This window comes from Caballeronia sp. INML3B (assembly GCF_023631305.1).
GTDB classification, from domain to species: domain Bacteria; phylum Pseudomonadota; class Gammaproteobacteria; order Burkholderiales; family Burkholderiaceae; genus Caballeronia; species Caballeronia turbans.
On the sequence record NZ_JALQDI010000009.1, the window covers coordinates 1 to 15,190 of the forward strand.

17 protein-coding genes and 1 pseudogene are annotated in these 15,190 nt (G+C 65.3%); 10 read left to right on the top strand and 8 right to left on the bottom strand.

What is annotated here, in order from left to right:
* Positions 1-256 precede the first annotated feature (256 nt).
* Both NCS58_RS07670 and NCS58_RS07675 read left to right on the top strand, forming a co-directional pair.
* Positions 257-580, top strand: a pseudogene (locus tag NCS58_RS07670) (helix-turn-helix domain-containing protein); the annotation flags it as partial.
* 156 nt (positions 581-736) lie between these two features.
* Positions 737-2,122, top strand: coding sequence for a glycosyltransferase family 9 protein (locus tag NCS58_RS07675; RefSeq protein WP_250538199.1), 1,386 nt, complete (start codon positions 737-739; stop codon positions 2,120-2,122).
* A 168-nt stretch (positions 2,123-2,290) separates the two neighbouring features.
* On the opposite strand, the gene NCS58_RS07680 is transcribed toward NCS58_RS07675, so the two are convergent.
* The gene (locus NCS58_RS07680) at positions 2,291-2,797 is read right to left on the bottom strand and encodes a CBS domain-containing protein (protein ID WP_061117318.1); all 507 of its coding nucleotides are present in this window, start codon (positions 2,795-2,797) and stop codon (positions 2,291-2,293) included.
* 67 nt (positions 2,798-2,864) lie between these two features.
* A complete protein-coding gene (locus NCS58_RS07685) occupies positions 2,865-3,176 on the bottom strand; it encodes a zf-TFIIB domain-containing protein (RefSeq protein WP_061117610.1) in 312 nt (103 codons plus the stop codon).
* A gap of 276 nt (positions 3,177-3,452) precedes the next feature.
* Between NCS58_RS07685 and NCS58_RS07690 the strand changes: the two genes are divergently transcribed.
* Positions 3,453-4,136 (top strand): carbonic anhydrase, encoded by a 684-nt coding sequence (locus tag NCS58_RS07690; protein ID WP_250476653.1) that lies wholly within the window; start codon positions 3,453-3,455, stop codon positions 4,134-4,136.
* 46 nt (positions 4,137-4,182) lie between these two features.
* On the opposite strand, the gene NCS58_RS07695 is transcribed toward NCS58_RS07690, so the two are convergent.
* Positions 4,183-4,728 carry a DUF4142 domain-containing protein gene (locus tag NCS58_RS07695; protein ID WP_061117317.1) on the bottom strand — a complete coding sequence of 182 codons (546 nt, stop codon included), beginning with the start codon at positions 4,726-4,728 and terminating at the stop codon, positions 4,183-4,185.
* Positions 4,729-4,911: 183 nt separating this feature from the next.
* Here NCS58_RS07695 and NCS58_RS07700 point away from each other — a divergent pair, with 183 nt between their 5' ends.
* Positions 4,912-5,136 (top strand): zinc ribbon domain-containing protein, encoded by a 225-nt coding sequence (locus tag NCS58_RS07700; RefSeq protein ID WP_061117608.1) that lies wholly within the window; start codon positions 4,912-4,914, stop codon positions 5,134-5,136.
* A 209-nt stretch (positions 5,137-5,345) separates the two neighbouring features.
* Positions 5,346-5,621: a DUF1488 domain-containing protein gene (locus NCS58_RS07705; protein WP_061117316.1), complete on the top strand. Its 276-nt coding sequence runs from the start codon at positions 5,346-5,348 to the stop codon at positions 5,619-5,621.
* A gap of 41 nt (positions 5,622-5,662) precedes the next feature.
* Here the strand turns inward: NCS58_RS07705 and NCS58_RS07710 are convergent, their stop codons facing one another.
* A complete protein-coding gene (locus NCS58_RS07710; protein ID WP_250538200.1) occupies positions 5,663-6,187 on the bottom strand; it encodes a response regulator in 525 nt (174 codons plus the stop codon).
* 36 nt (positions 6,188-6,223) lie between these two features.
* Positions 6,224-6,688: a YqjD family protein gene (locus tag NCS58_RS07715; RefSeq protein ID WP_250538201.1), complete on the bottom strand. Its 465-nt coding sequence runs from the start codon at positions 6,686-6,688 to the stop codon at positions 6,224-6,226.
* A 356-nt stretch (positions 6,689-7,044) separates the two neighbouring features.
* Between NCS58_RS07715 and NCS58_RS07720 the strand changes: the two genes are divergently transcribed.
* Positions 7,045-7,995, top strand: coding sequence for a DMT family transporter (locus tag NCS58_RS07720; RefSeq protein WP_250476656.1), 951 nt, complete (start codon positions 7,045-7,047; stop codon positions 7,993-7,995).
* Between the two features lie 5 nt (positions 7,996-8,000).
* On the opposite strand, the gene NCS58_RS07725 is transcribed toward NCS58_RS07720, so the two are convergent.
* The 3 genes from NCS58_RS07725 to NCS58_RS07735 all read right to left on the bottom strand — a co-directional run bounded on the left by NCS58_RS07725 (position 8,001) and on the right by NCS58_RS07735 (position 9,189).
* Complete coding sequence (locus NCS58_RS07725) at positions 8,001-8,531, bottom strand: cupin (protein WP_250476657.1); 531 nt, start codon at positions 8,529-8,531, stop codon at positions 8,001-8,003.
* 67 nt (positions 8,532-8,598) lie between these two features.
* A complete protein-coding gene (locus NCS58_RS07730) occupies positions 8,599-8,832 on the bottom strand; it encodes a hypothetical protein (protein ID WP_061117312.1) in 234 nt (77 codons plus the stop codon).
* A gap of 30 nt (positions 8,833-8,862) precedes the next feature.
* Positions 8,863-9,189, bottom strand: coding sequence for a hypothetical protein (locus NCS58_RS07735; RefSeq protein ID WP_250476676.1), 327 nt, complete (start codon positions 9,187-9,189; stop codon positions 8,863-8,865).
* A gap of 215 nt (positions 9,190-9,404) precedes the next feature.
* Between NCS58_RS07735 and NCS58_RS07740 the strand changes: the two genes are divergently transcribed.
* From NCS58_RS07740 to NCS58_RS07755, 4 genes are all read left to right on the top strand, one after another.
* On the top strand, positions 9,405-10,322 hold the full coding sequence (locus NCS58_RS07740) for a LysR family transcriptional regulator (protein ID WP_250538202.1): 918 nt from the start codon (positions 9,405-9,407) through the stop codon (positions 10,320-10,322).
* 162 nt (positions 10,323-10,484) lie between these two features.
* A complete protein-coding gene (locus NCS58_RS07745) occupies positions 10,485-12,782 on the top strand; it encodes a filamentous hemagglutinin N-terminal domain-containing protein (RefSeq protein WP_250476659.1) in 2,298 nt (765 codons plus the stop codon).
* Positions 12,755-14,521, top strand: a complete 1,767-nt coding sequence (locus NCS58_RS07750) for a ShlB/FhaC/HecB family hemolysin secretion/activation protein (protein WP_250476660.1) — start codon at positions 12,755-12,757, stop codon at positions 14,519-14,521. The genes NCS58_RS07745 and NCS58_RS07750 overlap by 28 nt, the downstream gene beginning before the upstream one ends.
* A gap of 8 nt (positions 14,522-14,529) precedes the next feature.
* Complete coding sequence (locus tag NCS58_RS07755; protein WP_250476661.1) at positions 14,530-15,183, top strand: FecR domain-containing protein; 654 nt, start codon at positions 14,530-14,532, stop codon at positions 15,181-15,183.
* Positions 15,184-15,190 lie beyond the last annotated feature (7 nt).

The following is a 15,190-nucleotide window of genomic DNA, read 5'->3' on the forward strand; positions in this document are numbered from 1 at the left end:
AAAAACAGCTCGGCGCTCAGCAAACGGGGAAGTCGACGCACCCGCGCCCTGCCCGTTCGACCCTGCATCTTCAACACCGTGTGAGAGCAAAAACCTTGGATAGATACGACATCTGTATTTAGCCCGCACCCCGACATTTGTATCTGGCCATGACAGGTTTGTAGGTCCCAAGTTCAAATGTCGCGTTTCTGCCAAGTAGAAATGTCGCATTTTGACGTAGGTTCGTTGCCAGACAAGCGTTTCAGGAGCGCTGGCGATGAACACGACCGGGACCATCACCCTGTCGATGCACGAACTGGACCGACTCAGAGTGATTCAAGCCGTCGCCGAACGCCAACTCAAGCCTGGCCGTGCCGCCGAGCGGCTACACGTGAGCGTGCGGCAGATCGAACGGCTTGTCATGCGTTATCGTGCGGACGGTGCACGCGGTCTGGTGTCCGGCAAGCGCGCACGCACGAGTAATCACCGGTTGCCGGACGGCGTGGCGCAGCGTGCGCTCGCGCTGATCCGTGAGCGCTACGCCGATTTTGGCCCGACGCTGGCGTGCGAGAAATTACGGGAATGCCACGGCATTGAACTACTCAAACGAATCAGACGTTGCTCCATATTTCAAAAATTGTTGACCTTCTTAAACATTAATCAACGTTTTGAAATTTTTGTGCCAATAGCGTAGTCCCAACGTGCCCGCGCGCGCGTGCGCGCAATAATCCGGCATCAAGGAATCGACGCCTCTCTCATGATCGAACAATACGACGCGCAGCTTTCCGCCAAACTATTCGCAGGCGAGATCGACGAATGTTTCCGCTTTCTCGACGAGCGCGCCGCAGAGGACAGCCACCTTTCGGACTACTGGCATTGGCGCGCGGTCACGCATCTGCGAGGCGGAGATTTCAAGGAGGCGCTCGAGATTTGCTGCCGGCTTACGCGTGAATCGGAGTTCGGTTACCAGATTCATTGCATGAGCGATGTATGCGCGCACCTCGGCCTGAAAGAAGTCGCGCTCACCCTGATCGAATACTTCGCGCGCAAACCTTCCACCGTGCCCATCGGCGCCTTCTTGTGGCGCGTCTACGGCTGGCACTACCTTGGCGAGGACGCGCGCGTCCTCCAGTTGAGCGCGGAAGGCATCGACGAACATTCGGCGTGCGTGCTCGGCCACCACCAGGGGCGCAGCGCGATGCGCCTGAACGGCATCGCGAGCGGCGTCGAGTTGATGCATCGCCACTGGTCGTCGCACGAGGCGCGGCGCGTGCTGTTCCCGCACGTCGACGTCGAACATTATTGGTGCGGATCGCGCGCGTTGCCGGCGCACATGACGTTCGTGTCGATCGCGTCGGGCCACGGCGATCACGTCAACTGGGCGCGCTACGCCGGAGCGCTTCAGGCACTGGGCGTGCAGATCACGTACGCCGACGGCTCCGATCACACGTATCGTTTCGTGATGCCCGAGGCCGAACGGCAACGAGACGCCGAAGCCATGCGCGCAGCAGGTTTCGTCGTGGCGCCCGATGGCTCCCAGTGGACGGAGCCTTTCGCCCTCTTCACCGCACTCTTCCCGGTGCTCGGCTATGCGTCCACGACGCGCTACATCGAGCCAGTCGATGCCAGCGCCACCGATGCCGTCGTCGATGAAATGCGACAGCGCGCGGCTGGACGACGCTGCGTCGGCATCTTCTGGTCCTCGTGCGAATCGGCGAACAATTTCGCCAATCGCAGTCTCAGCCTGCCCGATCTCGCGCCGCTTTTGGACAGTACGAACGATATTCACTGGGTCATCATGCAGCGCGGTTTCGAACGCAAGCGCTGGCTGAACGACCCGCGCGCGCACGATTTCGAGCGCTTCACGACGCTGCCCCCGGACATGACGCTCGCGCAGAGTGTGAGCATCATCGACAGACTCGATGCGTTCGTCGGCAACGACGGCGGACTGTCCCATATCGCGGGCGCGCTCGGCAAGCGCTGCTATCTGTTCCTCAATCAGGTAGCGGATTGGCGCTACGACAGCGATCCGCATCGCACGCCGTGGTATCCGACGATGCAACTGGTGCGCGCCCGTCGCCTCGGCGATTGGGACGATGTCGTGCGCAAGCTGCAACAGCATCTCGTCTCTGACATGCGCTGACGGTCGTGCAAACGGGTTAGCGATGCGTTGCCGGCTGGCCCCGCCCTGCGCCGCTGCAAAGCACGACCTCGACGATTGCCGCGCTCGAAAACATCAGCGTTCCTGACCAACTATCCGCGGCCGGCTTCATACTCGCCCAACCGCGGACAGCCGATCAAACCCGATCCACTACGCGAAGCGCGCCGCGAGCGTCTGCGGAATCGGGCTGCGCCGCGTGAGCGCGCACGTCGGCATGTCGTGGCGCGGGCCGCGCACGTAACTTTCCAACTGGTCGATGGCGAACTGCTGTTCCTCGATCAGATGCCGCACCATGTCGCCGATCGAAATCATGCCGACGAGCCCTCCGCCCTCGATCACCGGCAGATGACGAATGCGGTGCCGCGTCATCAGCGCCATGCATTCGTCGGTGTTCGTTCCGAGTCTCACGGCCATCACGGGCGCGGTCATGATTTCGCACACCGTGGTCGTGCGTGAGGCCTTGTCCTGCAGGATCACCTTGCGCGCATAGTCGCGCTCGGTGACGATGCCGCACACCGCGTCGCCCACCATGACGACGAGCGCGCCCACTTCCGCCCGCGACATCTGCGCCACTGCTTCGTACACGCTCGCCTCCGCGTCGATGGTGTGTACCGTCATGTCGCTTTTCGCCTTCAGGACTTGCTTCACCGTTGACATTTGCCGTTCTCCGTTGCTGTTTTCCGTAGCGTTTCAAAGCCTGCCCATGAGCCTCATGTTTTCGCGTTCAATCGAAATCGAAAAGGTCACCGAGAAACGATTTCTTGCGACGCGCGTGTTCACGCTTGCCGCGCTGATCGCCGTATTGATAGTCGTCGTGGCGATGGGTGCGGTGCTCGCGCTCGTGGCCGCGCTCGTGCCACTCCTCGCGTCCGCCCGCCTGCGCTTCGGCCGCCGACGCCTGCGCCGCGCGCCGGATGATCTGATCGAGTTCTCCACGGTCGAGCCATACGCCGCGGCATTGCGGGCAATAGTCGATCTCGATGCCCTCGCGCACGGTCATGAGCAGTTCGGTATCGGGGCACACGGGGCATTTCATGTCGATTCCTTTCTGATTGCTTTCAATGAAAGTCAATCTAACGGAAGAATCGAGATCGAAAAATGGGAGATTTTGAGCGCTTCAGTTCGGAAAAACCGAAGTAAGCGGCACACATCGGAGGATTGGCCGCGCGGGCGCGCATAGACTGCTCACGCGTGCTCGGAGCGGTACACACTTGCGATCCATCTCAAAACCCCGCAAGCTCTCGGTTTGAAACGGCGCGCGTCGCGCGCGCCGCAACCGCACACCAAAGGCCCCACGATGCCCGACAAATCGATGAGCGAAGAACGCGGCGGCGCCGAAACGCCCGATCTCCTGTATCTGCTGCAAGGCGCCGATGAATTCAGCCGCCTCGTTTTCCCCGACAGCGAAGCCCTTTTCAAGAGCCTAGCGCGGCGGCAGGCGCCGCACACACTCTTCATCACCTGCGCGGATTCCCGTGTCTCGCCGGAAATGATCACGCAGACGCGCCCCGGCGAACTCTTCGTATGCCGCAACATCGGAAATATTGTGCCGGCCTATGGCGAAATGCTCGGCGGCGTATCGGCGGTCGTGGAATATGCGGTGCTCGCGCTCAACGTGCGGCAAATCGTGATTTGCGGGCATTCGGACTGCGGCGCGATGAAAGGCCTCGCGTCCGGTGCAACAATCGCCGATGAAATGCCTACCGTCCATGCGTGGCTGCGCAATGCCGAAGCCGCACGCAGCGTCGTGATGGCGAGAAAGCTGGAAGAAGAGCGCATCGTCCAGGCGATGGTCGAGGAGAACATCCGCCTCCAACTCACTCACCTGCGCACGCATCCGGCGGTCGCCGGCAGGCTCGCGCTCGGCAAGCTCCAGGTGCAGGGCTGGGTCTACGACATCGGACGCGGCAAGGTGTCGGTCTTCGACGAAGCCGACAGCAAGTTCGAATCGCTGGAAGAAGCGCGCCTGCGCATGCTGCGCAAGGACGCGCGCTGATGCTCGCGCGACGCCGCGCGTGCTCCACGCGCGGCACGTCGTCGCTTTACTGCGCGCCCTTCTTCGCGGCTAAATCCTGCGCCATTTTCAGGTGCTGCTGAATCGTCGGCAGCGCTTTTTGCGCGGCCTGCTTGAGCTTCGCGTTCTGGCCTTCGTTCGCCTCCTTCTGGAAGACCTGCACCGCCTCCTCATGCCCCTGCACGCCCACCTTCTGGATGTACGCGGTATCGAATTCCTTGCCGTGCAACGGCTTCAGCGAGTCGAGCACCGACGTATCGGAGTTGTTCCTCGGCACCGTGACGCCGTGCGGCGCGGCCATCTTCAACTGCATCGCGAGCTTGGTGTGATCGGCCATCATGTGATGGGCGAAGCTTTTTACGTCCTTGTCCTGCGATTGCTTCGTGGCGAGCTTGGCGGCGTCGATCTCGGTCGATCCCGCCGCCGACGCGGCCTGCACGAACGCCTTGTCCACGGGCGCCAGGTCGTTCGCCATGGTCGTGCTTGCCGCCTCTGTTTGTGCGAGCGCGCCGAGCGGCAGCGTCGCGATGAGCGCCGCAGCGAGTGTCGTGCGCAGTTTTGCATTGCGATTCATGAGAATGGCCTCCTGAGCAGTTGATTCCCGATTGATTCCCGATCGATTCCCGGTTGATTCCCGATTGATCCGTTTCATTCGAGCAATGAAGGTGCCACGGCCTTTTCGCAGCCGGAACAAAAGCGCTGGCGTCTCGATTGCTAGACTGACTGGATCAGCGATCTTCTTCGAATGGAAAACGTCATGCCTGTCTACGATTACGAGTGCGCGGATTGCGGCGCATTCGAAGCCGTCCGCCGCATCGCCGAGCGCGACGATCCCGCGGCCTGTCCGCACTGCGGCGCGACGGCGGCACGCGTGACCATCGGCGCACCGAGCGTGGGCGGCGCGAGTTCATCCGGCGACGTCGCGGAGGGTGCCGGCAGCTACGGCATGTCGCATCGAGGCGGCTGCTTCTGCTGCCGCTAGCCCCGCTACGCCGCCACCGCGGGCACGGCCATTGCAAAGCCACCGTGCCGAACGTCCCGCGCATGGCGGGCGTATCATGCAAGACGACGATGCGCGGTGCGCAAGGCCGCGCGCAGTCGAGGGCATCGCCATCGCGGGCCGCTGACAGTTGCGGTTTTCGCGGTGATTGCGCTTAACGTGTTCCGATCGGATAACAGGAGGTGATAAGGATGACGATAGAGTTCAGCGGGCGGCGTCATGTCGTGGCGGCAGCGCGTGTCGCTTTCGAGGCCAGCGTGGACGGCCGCGAGGTATGGTGCAGCGTCTCCCTCGATGCGCTCAACGATCACTTCGGCAACAGCGGGACGTCGTCGCACGATCTCCTCTCCGCGTTCGAAGGAGGACGCGTGCAAATAGAAGACGCGGCCCGGCGAGCGCTCGAGCGCAACCACGGCCAGTCAGTCGAACTGGAAACCAGCGATTTCAAGGCATCCCGGGCGGTCTGAAGCATCGGGTCAGGCGGCGGCTCGTCGGCCGGCCGCCTGCGTCAGTCGGCATAGAAGCACTTCAGTACGTCGATCACCCACCATACCGGACAGGGCGTTCTGCAAAAGCCGTCGTAGCCGGCAGCACAGAGCGCATCGCGCGGGTCGCGTTGGGCATCGGCGGCCAGCGCGATCAGCAACTCGACTTCGCCTTCCATCCGATCCGCCGTCAATGCGGCGCGCAGCGCGCGCGCCAACGCGTGATCGTGCGCGTCACCGATGAGCGTATCGACGAACAGCACTTGGGGCCGCCAGTTGCAAAGAAACTGAAGGACGCCGGGCGCATTGCCGATCTGCAAAGCCTCGAACCCGCGCATCGCGAGCAGCAGCGCGAACGAATCGCCGACGTTCGTTTCCGAATGTACGAACAACACCCTTCGCGGACCGGCGAGCGCGGTGGTGACCGGGTTGAATATTTCGCACTTCTCGGTGCGGATGTCGTACGAACGTTCTTCCATGTCGGCCCGGCACCGCGAAAAAGCACATGCCGGTACCTCTAGTTCAGCAAGGATGAGGCCCGCTGTCATCCGCGAGGAGCCGCGAGAACCCGGTCGGCGGCTCGTTCAACGCGCGGCCAGCAGACCGACGATCAAGCCGCCGACCGCCGCCAGCGCGATCGACTTCCAGGGGTTTTCGTGCACGTAGTCATCGGTGCCTTCCCTTGCCTGCCGATAACGTGTCGCAACGACATCCTGAGCGCCCGCCAGCACGTCGCGCGCGCGGCGCGGCATAGGCCGGGACGGATGATACTGACTGCCCAGCCCCGCGGACGTCGTGGCGGCGGGCTGCGCGAGCACGGTCGGGCTGTCGCCGCCTTCGAGCACGCTGCCGTGCACGTGATACGGCGCGTACGCCGCCGGCTCGTGCGCCGTGGCCGGCGTAAGCGGCGTCACGCTCGCGCCCTGTCCGTGCGCCATGCCGGGCGCGAGCGCCGCTTCCATCGCGCTTTCGACCGACTTGCGGGTGAGCGGCGGATCGCCCGCCTGCATCGAATGAATCGGGGATGCGCTGCCGTTTGCATTGTCCATGGCTTTTCTCCGGTTGACTGCGTCCGTCGCATTGCAACATCCGCTATCCAACTTTCAATACAGCAAGAGTCGCACCGAATCCACATGCCGGCAACCCGCGTGCAAGCCGCCACGCACCCCGTGCCGCGCATGGCAATTTTTCTCACATAACGGTGAGAATTGCTCGTTTGTCGGCGTAAGCGCACGCGCCTACGATGCCGGCGTAGAGCGAAGCCGGGCGAGCGTCCCGAAAGAAGCGGCGAAGCCGAAACCACGCCGGCAGCGCTGCATCTTTCGTTTCACGCCGGGCCGAAACGTCGGGCCGCCACACGCCGATACGATGGCTTCGCCTCCCGACTCCTTTTGCGAAGCCCGCCATGAAGCCCGTCAATCTCGCTCAACTGTTCATCCTCGCCGCGCTGTGGGGCGGCTCGTTCCTGTTCATCCGCGTCGGCGTGACCGATCTCGGCGTCGCGCCGCTGATGGCATTGCGCGTCGGCATCGGCGCGTTATTTCTGCTTCTGATGCTCGCCTTGCGCGGCACGGCGCGACAGGCTTTCTCGACGATGCGCGAGCGCGCGTGGCCGCTTATCGTCGTGGGCGTGCTCAACTCTGCCGCGCCGTTCTGTCTGTTCGCTTATGCGGAGCTGACGTTATCGGCGGGCGTCACGTCCGTCATCAACGCGACGACGCCGCTCTGGGGCGCGCTCGTCGCGTACCTATGGCTCAACGACCGGCTCACGGGCATGCGCGTGGCCGGCCTCGCGATCGGTTTCGCCGGCGTGCTCGCGCTCGTCTGGAACCAGATGTTCGCGCACGACGCGAGCGCCGCGCCCGTTTCGCCGATGGCCACCGCGCTCGCCGCGCTGGCCGCGCTCGCGGCGTCCGCGAGTTACGGCGTGGCCGCGAGCTATACGAAAAAGCATCTGATGGGCGTCGATTCGCTGACGGTCGCCGCCGGCACGATGAGCGCGGCCACGCTCGTGCTCCTGCCGTTCGCGCTCTTCTTCTGGCCCGCGGGGACGGTATCGCTGCACGCGTGGGGCGCGGTGCTCGGACTGGGCGTCGCGTGCACCGGCGTCGCCTACATGATGTTCTTCCATCTCATCGCGGTGGCTGGGCCTGCGCGCGCGATCACGGTGACCTTTCTGATTCCGATTTTCGGGATCCTGTGGGGCGCGCTGTTTCTCGCCGAGCGTGTGTCGGTGGGGATGGCGGTGGCGTGTTCGATCGTGCTGATCGGCACCGCGCTCGCAACGGGCGTCGTCAAGCGCGTGCCGTTGCTCGGCGCGCGCCGGACGTCGTGCGCGAAGGAAAGTAAGGCCTGAGGCGGTCAGTGCCAGTGACGTGCGAGCGGCCCGTCTTCTCCGGCAACCGGATCGCTGCTCGGGAAAGGCAACGCTTCCATCGCGATGCGTTCGGCCTCGCTGATCGCATCGCGTCGAATATCCCACTGCTGGCCGGGCGGATACGCGCCGACCACCTGAAATCGGCGGCCTGCCGTCAGCAGACAATGGCCGGTGCCGGCGGGGAGAACGAGCGCATCGCCGGCGCTGACTGCGATCACGCGGCCGTGCGGACCGCCGAGAATAAGCTCAGCGTCGCCGGAAGCAATGCCGAGCGCCTCATGCGCCGTCGAATGAAAATGGTGATAGTCGAAAACGCTGTCGCGCCATTGCGGCGGCCAGCCGTTCTGCGCGAACAAGGCTTCGAAACGCGCGGCGCAATCGCCTTTCGGGTCGACCGCGCCGCGCCACACGAGTACCGGCAGACGTGAATTGTTCGGCACCCAGCCGTTGGGCGGCAGCATGAAGTCTTCGCAGCGCGCGCCTTGCGCGAGCAGGTTTACGGTTTGTTCAGCCATCTCGCGCATTCTCCCGAAGAGTCTGGGAAAACGCAGCAACGGCCGTTCCACTTCGTCTCGAGCCGCTTCAACGCCCGTGCCAGTGTCCGCCGCCGTTAGAAAAGCCGATGCCGAGCGACACCGACGGCGCCGTGTAATACCCGGGCCCATATCCGTAGCCATAAGCGGGCGCGTAGCCATACGCCGGCGCGGGCGCATAGCCATAAGGCGGCGCATAGACGCAACCGCCGAGCCCCGCGGCCAGCACCAATGCGACAGGCGCGATCAGCGCCCTGGTTCGAGTTCGAATTGAATTTTTCATGATGATGCCCTGCTTCCGGTTGTCTTCGGCTTACCAGTGGCGATAGCCATAGCCGCCGTGATGCGCATACCAGTCGCGGCGTCCCCAGTAGCGATAACCATCCCAGTACCGGTCGCCATGCCAGCCGACGACAACCGCGGGCGCAGGCGTGACGACGACCGGCGCCGGCTGATACACGACTGGCGGAGGCGGCGGCGCCTGATAAACGGGCGCAGGCGCGGCATACACCGGCGCCGCATAGACCGGCGCGACCGGCACCCCGAGATTTACACCGACACTCACGCCCGCCGACGCGGCTTCGCAAACGAGGCCCGCCGACAACGCGACTCCGATCCCGACCAAGCTCCTGATATTCATTTCGTCCTCTTCCGAGAAGTCGATCAAGCAGACCGCGATGCGATCCTGAATTCGCATGCAGCCATGAATCGATAGTAGCCGCGCCTCTTGCCCGCTGAGTTACAAGCCCTGTAACAGATGTGAACACTGAAACGAATGTGCGGAAAACGCCGCCGGTTGCACGCCCTTCTGCCGCCGTGGGATAGTTCCGGCTTCGTCAAACGGATGGCGGGCCAATGGACTTACTGCGCAGCATGAGGATCTTTGCGCGCGTGGCGGAAGCAGCGAGCTTCACGATCGCGGCGCAGCAAATGGACATTACGACGGCGCAGGCATCGCGCGCCGTCACCGAACTCGAGACGCATCTGCGCACGCGTCTTCTGAATCGCACGACGCGGCGCGTCGCGCTCACCGACGCCGGCAACCGTTATCTGACCCGCTGCAAGGAGGTGCTCGAGCTCGTCGATCTCTCCGAGGCCGAAGCGGGCGACGCGCAGGTCTCGCCGAGCGGCGTGCTGCGTATGCATGCGCCGATCACCTTCGGCCAGCATTACGTCGTGCCGGCGCTCACGCGCTATCTGGAGGAGCATCCGCAGGTGCGCGTCGAGCTGACGCTCTCGCAGCACGTGCCCGACATGCTCGACGAAGGCTTCGACGTCTTCCTGCAAGTCACCACGTCCACCCTGCCCGACTCGGCGCTCGTTTCCACGAAAATCTGCTCGATGCCGAGCGTTCTCTGCGCGTCGCCCGGCTATCTGAAGCGCGCGGGCGCGCCGCAGCGCATCGAGGATCTGACCGATCACACGTGCCTGCAACTCGTGACGACCTTCTTCCCGGTCGACCGATGGGTCTTCGAAGGCCCGCGCGGACAGGTGGAAGTGGAGCTCGAGCCCGGCCGGCTGCGCGTCAATTCCGCCGACGCGCTCGCCGTCGCCTTGTCGAACGGCCTGGGTATCGCCCCGTTGCCGATGCTCGCCGCGCTCCCGTGGCTGCAAAGCGGCGCGCTCGTGCGCGTGTTGCCCGAATGGGAACTGCAGACCATGACGATCTACGCGATGTATGCGTCCCGCCAGTATCTCGATGCGAAGATCCGCACGTGGGTTGCGTTCCTGCGCGAGTTCGTCGAAGGCGCGCTCGCGCGCGAGCCGGCGTGAACGTCATATAAACATCGCATCCCTAAGACAAATAACGCGCGGGATGCGCTCAAACATTCTCTAAACGCGTAGTTGCAAGCATGGTTCGGAACACTAAACTGCTTGATGGTGCGCCTGCATTTGGCGACGACGATGCAGCGCAACAGAAAGGAGTCTGCCGACATGATCAAGGCTCTGCGCGCAAGCCCCGCCTCCTCCGCGCTGCGGCTGTGCTCCATCACGCTCCTGAGCGTGTTCTTCACGTTTGCGCACGCGGAGCCGACCGGCGCGCGCATCGTCGCGGGCTCCGGCTCTGTTACGAGCGCGGGCGCGAATACGTCCATTCAGCAGAATAGCGGCCGGCTGGCGATCGACTGGCATTCATTCAGCACGCGTCCCGGCGAATCGGTCACGTTCAATCAGCCGGGCGCGAACGCGATCGCGCTCAACCGCGTCGTCGGGCCGCACCCTTCGGCGCTCTTCGGCAAGCTCGACGCGAATGGACAGGTTTTCATCGTCAATCCGAACGGCGTGATTTTCGGGCCCGGCGCGCAGGTCAACGTCGGCGGATTGCTCGCGTCGACGCTCGATTTGTCGGCGAACGACTTCATGAGCGGCCATTACACGTTCGCGGGCGGCGAGCGCCACCATCATCATCGCGGCGGTGGCGCGGTCGTCAATCTCGGGACGATCGAGAGCGCGCCCGGCGGCTATGTCGCGTTGATCGGCACGCGCGCGATCAACGCCGGCACGATCGACGCGCCCGGCGGTTTCGCCGCGCTCGCGGCGGGCGAACGCATTGCCGTCACGCTCGGCGACCACAGCATGATCGGCCTGTCGGTGGAGCGCGGCGCGCTGAATGCGCTCGCCGCCAACCACGGGCTGATTCAGGCCGACGGCGGCCAGGCGTGGCTCGCCGCGAGCGCCGAGGATGCGCTGTTCGCCAACGTCGTGAACAACACAGGCATCATCCGCGCGCGCAGCGCCGTGCACCAGAACGGCGTGATCCGGCTCGTCGCGGACACGGGCGTCGTGCAGGTCGGCGGCACGCTCGACGCATCCGCGCCCAATGGCGGCAAGGGCGGCGTCATCGAGACGGCGGGCACGCAGGTGCGCGTCGCGCCCGATGCGCAGGTCACGACGGCGGCGGCCTCGGGACAGACCGGCACGTGGCGCATCGCGAGCGACTTCGCGGCGCTCGTCGGCGCGGACGATCCCATCGGACGGCGTTTCGGCACGATTCAGAGCGCGACGCTCTCGCGCGTGCTCGAATCGACCAATGTGTCGATCAGCGCCGCATCGCCTTCGGGCTTCGAGCCGTTCGGCTTCGTCCTGATCGATGGCCCGGTCGCGTGGCGCGGCGCGAATACGCTTTCGCTCGCGGCGCAAAGCGGCATCCGGCTCCACGCGCCCATCAGCGCGCCGCGCGGCACGCTCTCGATGACGACGGGCGGCACGGCCACGCAGCGCGCGCCCATCGAAGTAGCCAATGTCGCGCTGCGAGGCGGCACCGGCGCCTATCGACTGACGAACGCGGGCAATCGCATCGGCACGCTCGCCGCCGACGCCGGTTCGATCGCCCTCGACGATAACGCGCCGCTCACCATCGGCGGCGTCGCGGGTTTGACGGGCGTCTCGGCGAGCGGCGCGGTGACGCTCGCGGCGCCGTTGCTCACGCTCGCCGCGCCGATCGCGAGCCGCGCGAGCGGCACGGCCATCACGCTCGCGGCCGCGACCTTCGTCAACCGCGCGGGCGCGCGTGCCCTTTCCTCGCCGAACGGACGCTGGCTCGTCTACTCCGAGGCGCCCGATGCGGACGCATTCGGCGGTCTGCAAAGCGGCAATCTCGCGCTCTGGGGCGACGCGTACACGGGCGGCGCCGATGCGCGCGCCGCAACGTCCCCGGGCAACCGTTTCGCGTTCAATGCGCTCCAGCAAGTCACATTGACGGCGATCAACATCGACGTGCCGTTCGACATGCCCCGCACGCTCGGACCGAACGACGTCACGCTCGCGCTGCGCTACAACGGCGCGAACTATGGCGGCGCATTCGCCGACAGTCCGACGAAGCACGAACCTTTCGTCTTCACGGTGACGAGCACGGGCGCGGTGCCGGGCGCCGCGGTCGGCACCTACGCGATCACGATCACCGCGACGGGCGGCCCCACGGGCTACAAGATCACGACGCAAGGCGGCACGCTGCGCATCGCCGGCGCACCCGTGCAACCCGTGACGCCGCCCGTGCAGCCGGTGGCGCCGCAAGTGCCGCAAACGCCGGGAACCGCCGTCACAACCGCCGCGGTGCTGCCCGGCATTCTCGATTCCGTACGCACCGACGCCGCCAATCCCGCGCCTTTGTCCAATGCGACGCCCGGGCTTCAGCCCGAGTCGGCGCCGCTCGTGCAGCAGCGCACCGATTCGTCGAGCGACGGCAGCCGCCTGCCTGACGACGCATGGCCCGGTCACGTATGCCGCATGTGAAGCCCAGGCGCGTGCGACGCTTCGGGCCCCGCGAACGACGCCGCAGCGGCGCAGGCCGCCGGCTCGCCGTGCTTTTCGCGACGCTCGTCGCGGCGACGGCGCGCGACATGCGCGAGGCGCACGCGCAGGCACTGCCGAACGCGGGCAGCATCCTGCGCGAACAGCAGCAGCAATCGCCCGCGCCCGTGCCGCCCTCCGACCTTCGCCTGAACGTGACGCCCGCGCCCGGGCCGCCGCCCGCGTCGAGCGCGCCCGGCGGCATCCGCTTCGAGGTGAAAGGCTTCGAGTTCACCGGGAACACGCTTTTTCCGGCCGCGACGCTGCTCGACGTCGTGCGCCCGCTCATCGGCGCGGACCGTTCGCTGGACGACCTAGAAAGCGCGGCCGATCGCGTCAGCGCGTTTTATCGCCGGCATGGCTATCTGGTCGCGCGGGCCTACGTGCCGCCGCAGCAGATCGACAACGGCATCGTGCGCATCGCGCTCAGCGAGGGGCGCTATGGGCGCATCGGCATCGACAATCGGTCACGCACGCGCGATACGGTCATCGCGCGCTTTTTCGGCGGGCTCGAACCGGGCGACGTGATCGACGAGCACGCGCTGACCCGCGCCACGCTGCTCGCGCAGGACGCGGCCGGCACGACGGGCGCGAACGCGACGATCTCGCCCGGACTGCTTCCCGGCACGTCCGACATGACGCTGCAGGTGCCGAAGGCGCGGCCCCTGTCGGGCAGCATGCAGGCCGACAACTACGGCCAGACGACGACCGGCACCGCGCGTCTCATCGGCGCGCTGCAATGGAACAATCCGCTTGGCATCGGCGATCAGCTGGGCGCGCGGCTGCTCGGCTCGATCACCGGGCAGTTCTACGGCAACATCGGCTATACGGTGCCGCTCGGCGGCAGCGGCCTCGCGTGGGGCATCGGCTATACCCGCTCGACTTATTCGGTCGGCGGCCAGTTCGACGAACTCGACGCCTACGGCAGCGCGAACGTCTTCTCGACGTTCGTCAGCTATCCGCTGCTGCGCGCGCCCGCGGCAAACGTGTACACGACCCTCGGCTACGACCACAAGCTGCTGTCGGATCATCTGGGCGCGTTCGATTCCGTGAGCGACAAAACGAGCGATGTCGCGCGCCTCGGGCTGTCGGGCAATCTGACGCTCGAAAAAAGCATCACGACCTTCGACACGGGCATCCAGCAAGGCAACCTGCGCTTCAAGTCGCCGCAGCCGGAGCAAGTCGCCTCGCAGATCGCCGGCTCGTTCACGAAGTTCGTCTTCGCCGCCACGCATACGCAGGTGATCGGCGATCAGGCCAACGGCACGCAACTCTACTTCTCGCTCAGCGGCCAGGCGACCTCGCGCAATCTCGACTCGTCCGAACAGATCTCGCTCGGCGGCCCCTACGCGGTGCGCGCCTATGCGACCGGCGACGCGCCCGTCGACGAAGCGTATATCGCGACCTTCGAAGTGCGTCAGACGCTCAGGCAATCGCTCGTGCCGGTGCTCGTCACGCTGGCCGGTTTCATCGATACCGCCGCTGGCAGGATCGTCGCGCATCCGGTCGTGCCCGGCAGCGATCACGTGAGGCTGTCGGGACTGGGCGTCGGCGCCACCTTCACCGCGCCGCATGCGTTCCTGCTGTCGATGTCGTATGCGCACACCCTCGGCTACGTCCCGCCGACCCTCGGCACGGGCCACGCGAACCGCTTCTGGGTCGCGCTCACGAAGTCCTTCTGAAACCGATCATGACGCGCGCCCGACGATTCCTCCCGCTTCTGCTTCTCCTTCTGGCGATATCGGTGCGCGTGGCGGCGGCCGAGCCGGTCGCCACCATCACGGCGCTCGTCGGCAATGTCGCGATTCAAGGCGCGAACGGCGCGCAGCGTGTGGCGGCGGTCGGCGGCAACATCGAAAACGGCGACACCGTGCAGACGGGCGTCGCGTCCGAGATCGTGATGATCTTCACCGACAAGCAACGCGTGTATCTGAAGCCCGGCTCGGTCTTTCGCGTCGACGATTTCCGCTACGCGGCGAACGCGCCGCAGGAAGACCGCAGCTTTCTCTCGCTCGTGAAAGGCGGATTGCGCGCCGTGGACGGGCTCGTCGCGAAGGAAGGCAAGCCGGAGAACTATCGCGTGAAGACGCCGACTTCGACCATCGGCATACGCGGCACCGAATATTCCGTGACGGACTGCGCGAACCTCGAACCCGGCGGCAATGCGGATTGCAAGGGCGATCAGATCGTCGTCTATGACGGGCAGATCGTCGTGATCAATCAGGTGGACCGGCAGATCGTGCGCGCGGGCGAAGGCACGATCGTCATCAGCGCGCGCTCGCCGTTCGGGGTGCTCCCGGCGTCGCGCGTCACGCCGGTGGTGCCCTCGGCGGCGTGCCGCTAGCGGGAGC

Excerpts from the sequence above, each read along its gene's own strand:
- NCS58_RS07710 (WP_250538200.1), bottom strand. The coding sequence starts at position 6,187 with ATGACAGCGGGCCTCATCCTTGCTGAACTAGAGGTACCGGCATGTGCT.
- NCS58_RS07675 (WP_250538199.1), top strand. The coding sequence starts at position 737 with ATGATCGAACAATACGACGCGCAGCTTTCCGCCAAACTATTCGCAGGC.
- NCS58_RS07680 (WP_061117318.1), bottom strand. The coding sequence starts at position 2,797 with ATGTCAACGGTGAAGCAAGTCCTGAAGGCGAAAAGCGACATGACGGTA.
- NCS58_RS07755 (WP_250476661.1), top strand. The coding sequence starts at position 14,530 with ATGACGCGCGCCCGACGATTCCTCCCGCTTCTGCTTCTCCTTCTGGCG.
- NCS58_RS07685 (WP_061117610.1), bottom strand. The coding sequence starts at position 3,176 with ATGAAATGCCCCGTGTGCCCCGATACCGAACTGCTCATGACCGTGCGC.
- NCS58_RS07740 (WP_250538202.1), top strand. The coding sequence starts at position 9,405 with ATGGACTTACTGCGCAGCATGAGGATCTTTGCGCGCGTGGCGGAAGCA.
- NCS58_RS07720 (WP_250476656.1), top strand. The coding sequence starts at position 7,045 with ATGAAGCCCGTCAATCTCGCTCAACTGTTCATCCTCGCCGCGCTGTGG.
- NCS58_RS07715 (WP_250538201.1), bottom strand. The coding sequence starts at position 6,688 with ATGGACAATGCAAACGGCAGCGCATCCCCGATTCATTCGATGCAGGCG.
- NCS58_RS07745 (WP_250476659.1), top strand. The coding sequence starts at position 10,485 with ATGATCAAGGCTCTGCGCGCAAGCCCCGCCTCCTCCGCGCTGCGGCTG.
- NCS58_RS07695 (WP_061117317.1), bottom strand. The coding sequence starts at position 4,728 with ATGAATCGCAATGCAAAACTGCGCACGACACTCGCTGCGGCGCTCATC.
- NCS58_RS07730 (WP_061117312.1), bottom strand. The coding sequence starts at position 8,832 with ATGAAAAATTCAATTCGAACTCGAACCAGGGCGCTGATCGCGCCTGTC.
- NCS58_RS07735 (WP_250476676.1), bottom strand. The coding sequence starts at position 9,189 with ATGAATATCAGGAGCTTGGTCGGGATCGGAGTCGCGTTGTCGGCGGGC.
- NCS58_RS07725 (WP_250476657.1), bottom strand. The coding sequence starts at position 8,531 with ATGGCTGAACAAACCGTAAACCTGCTCGCGCAAGGCGCGCGCTGCGAA.
- NCS58_RS07750 (WP_250476660.1), top strand. The coding sequence starts at position 12,755 with ATGGCCCGGTCACGTATGCCGCATGTGAAGCCCAGGCGCGTGCGACGC.
- NCS58_RS07705 (WP_061117316.1), top strand. The coding sequence starts at position 5,346 with ATGACGATAGAGTTCAGCGGGCGGCGTCATGTCGTGGCGGCAGCGCGT.
- NCS58_RS07690 (WP_250476653.1), top strand. The coding sequence starts at position 3,453 with ATGAGCGAAGAACGCGGCGGCGCCGAAACGCCCGATCTCCTGTATCTG.
- NCS58_RS07700 (WP_061117608.1), top strand. The coding sequence starts at position 4,912 with ATGCCTGTCTACGATTACGAGTGCGCGGATTGCGGCGCATTCGAAGCC.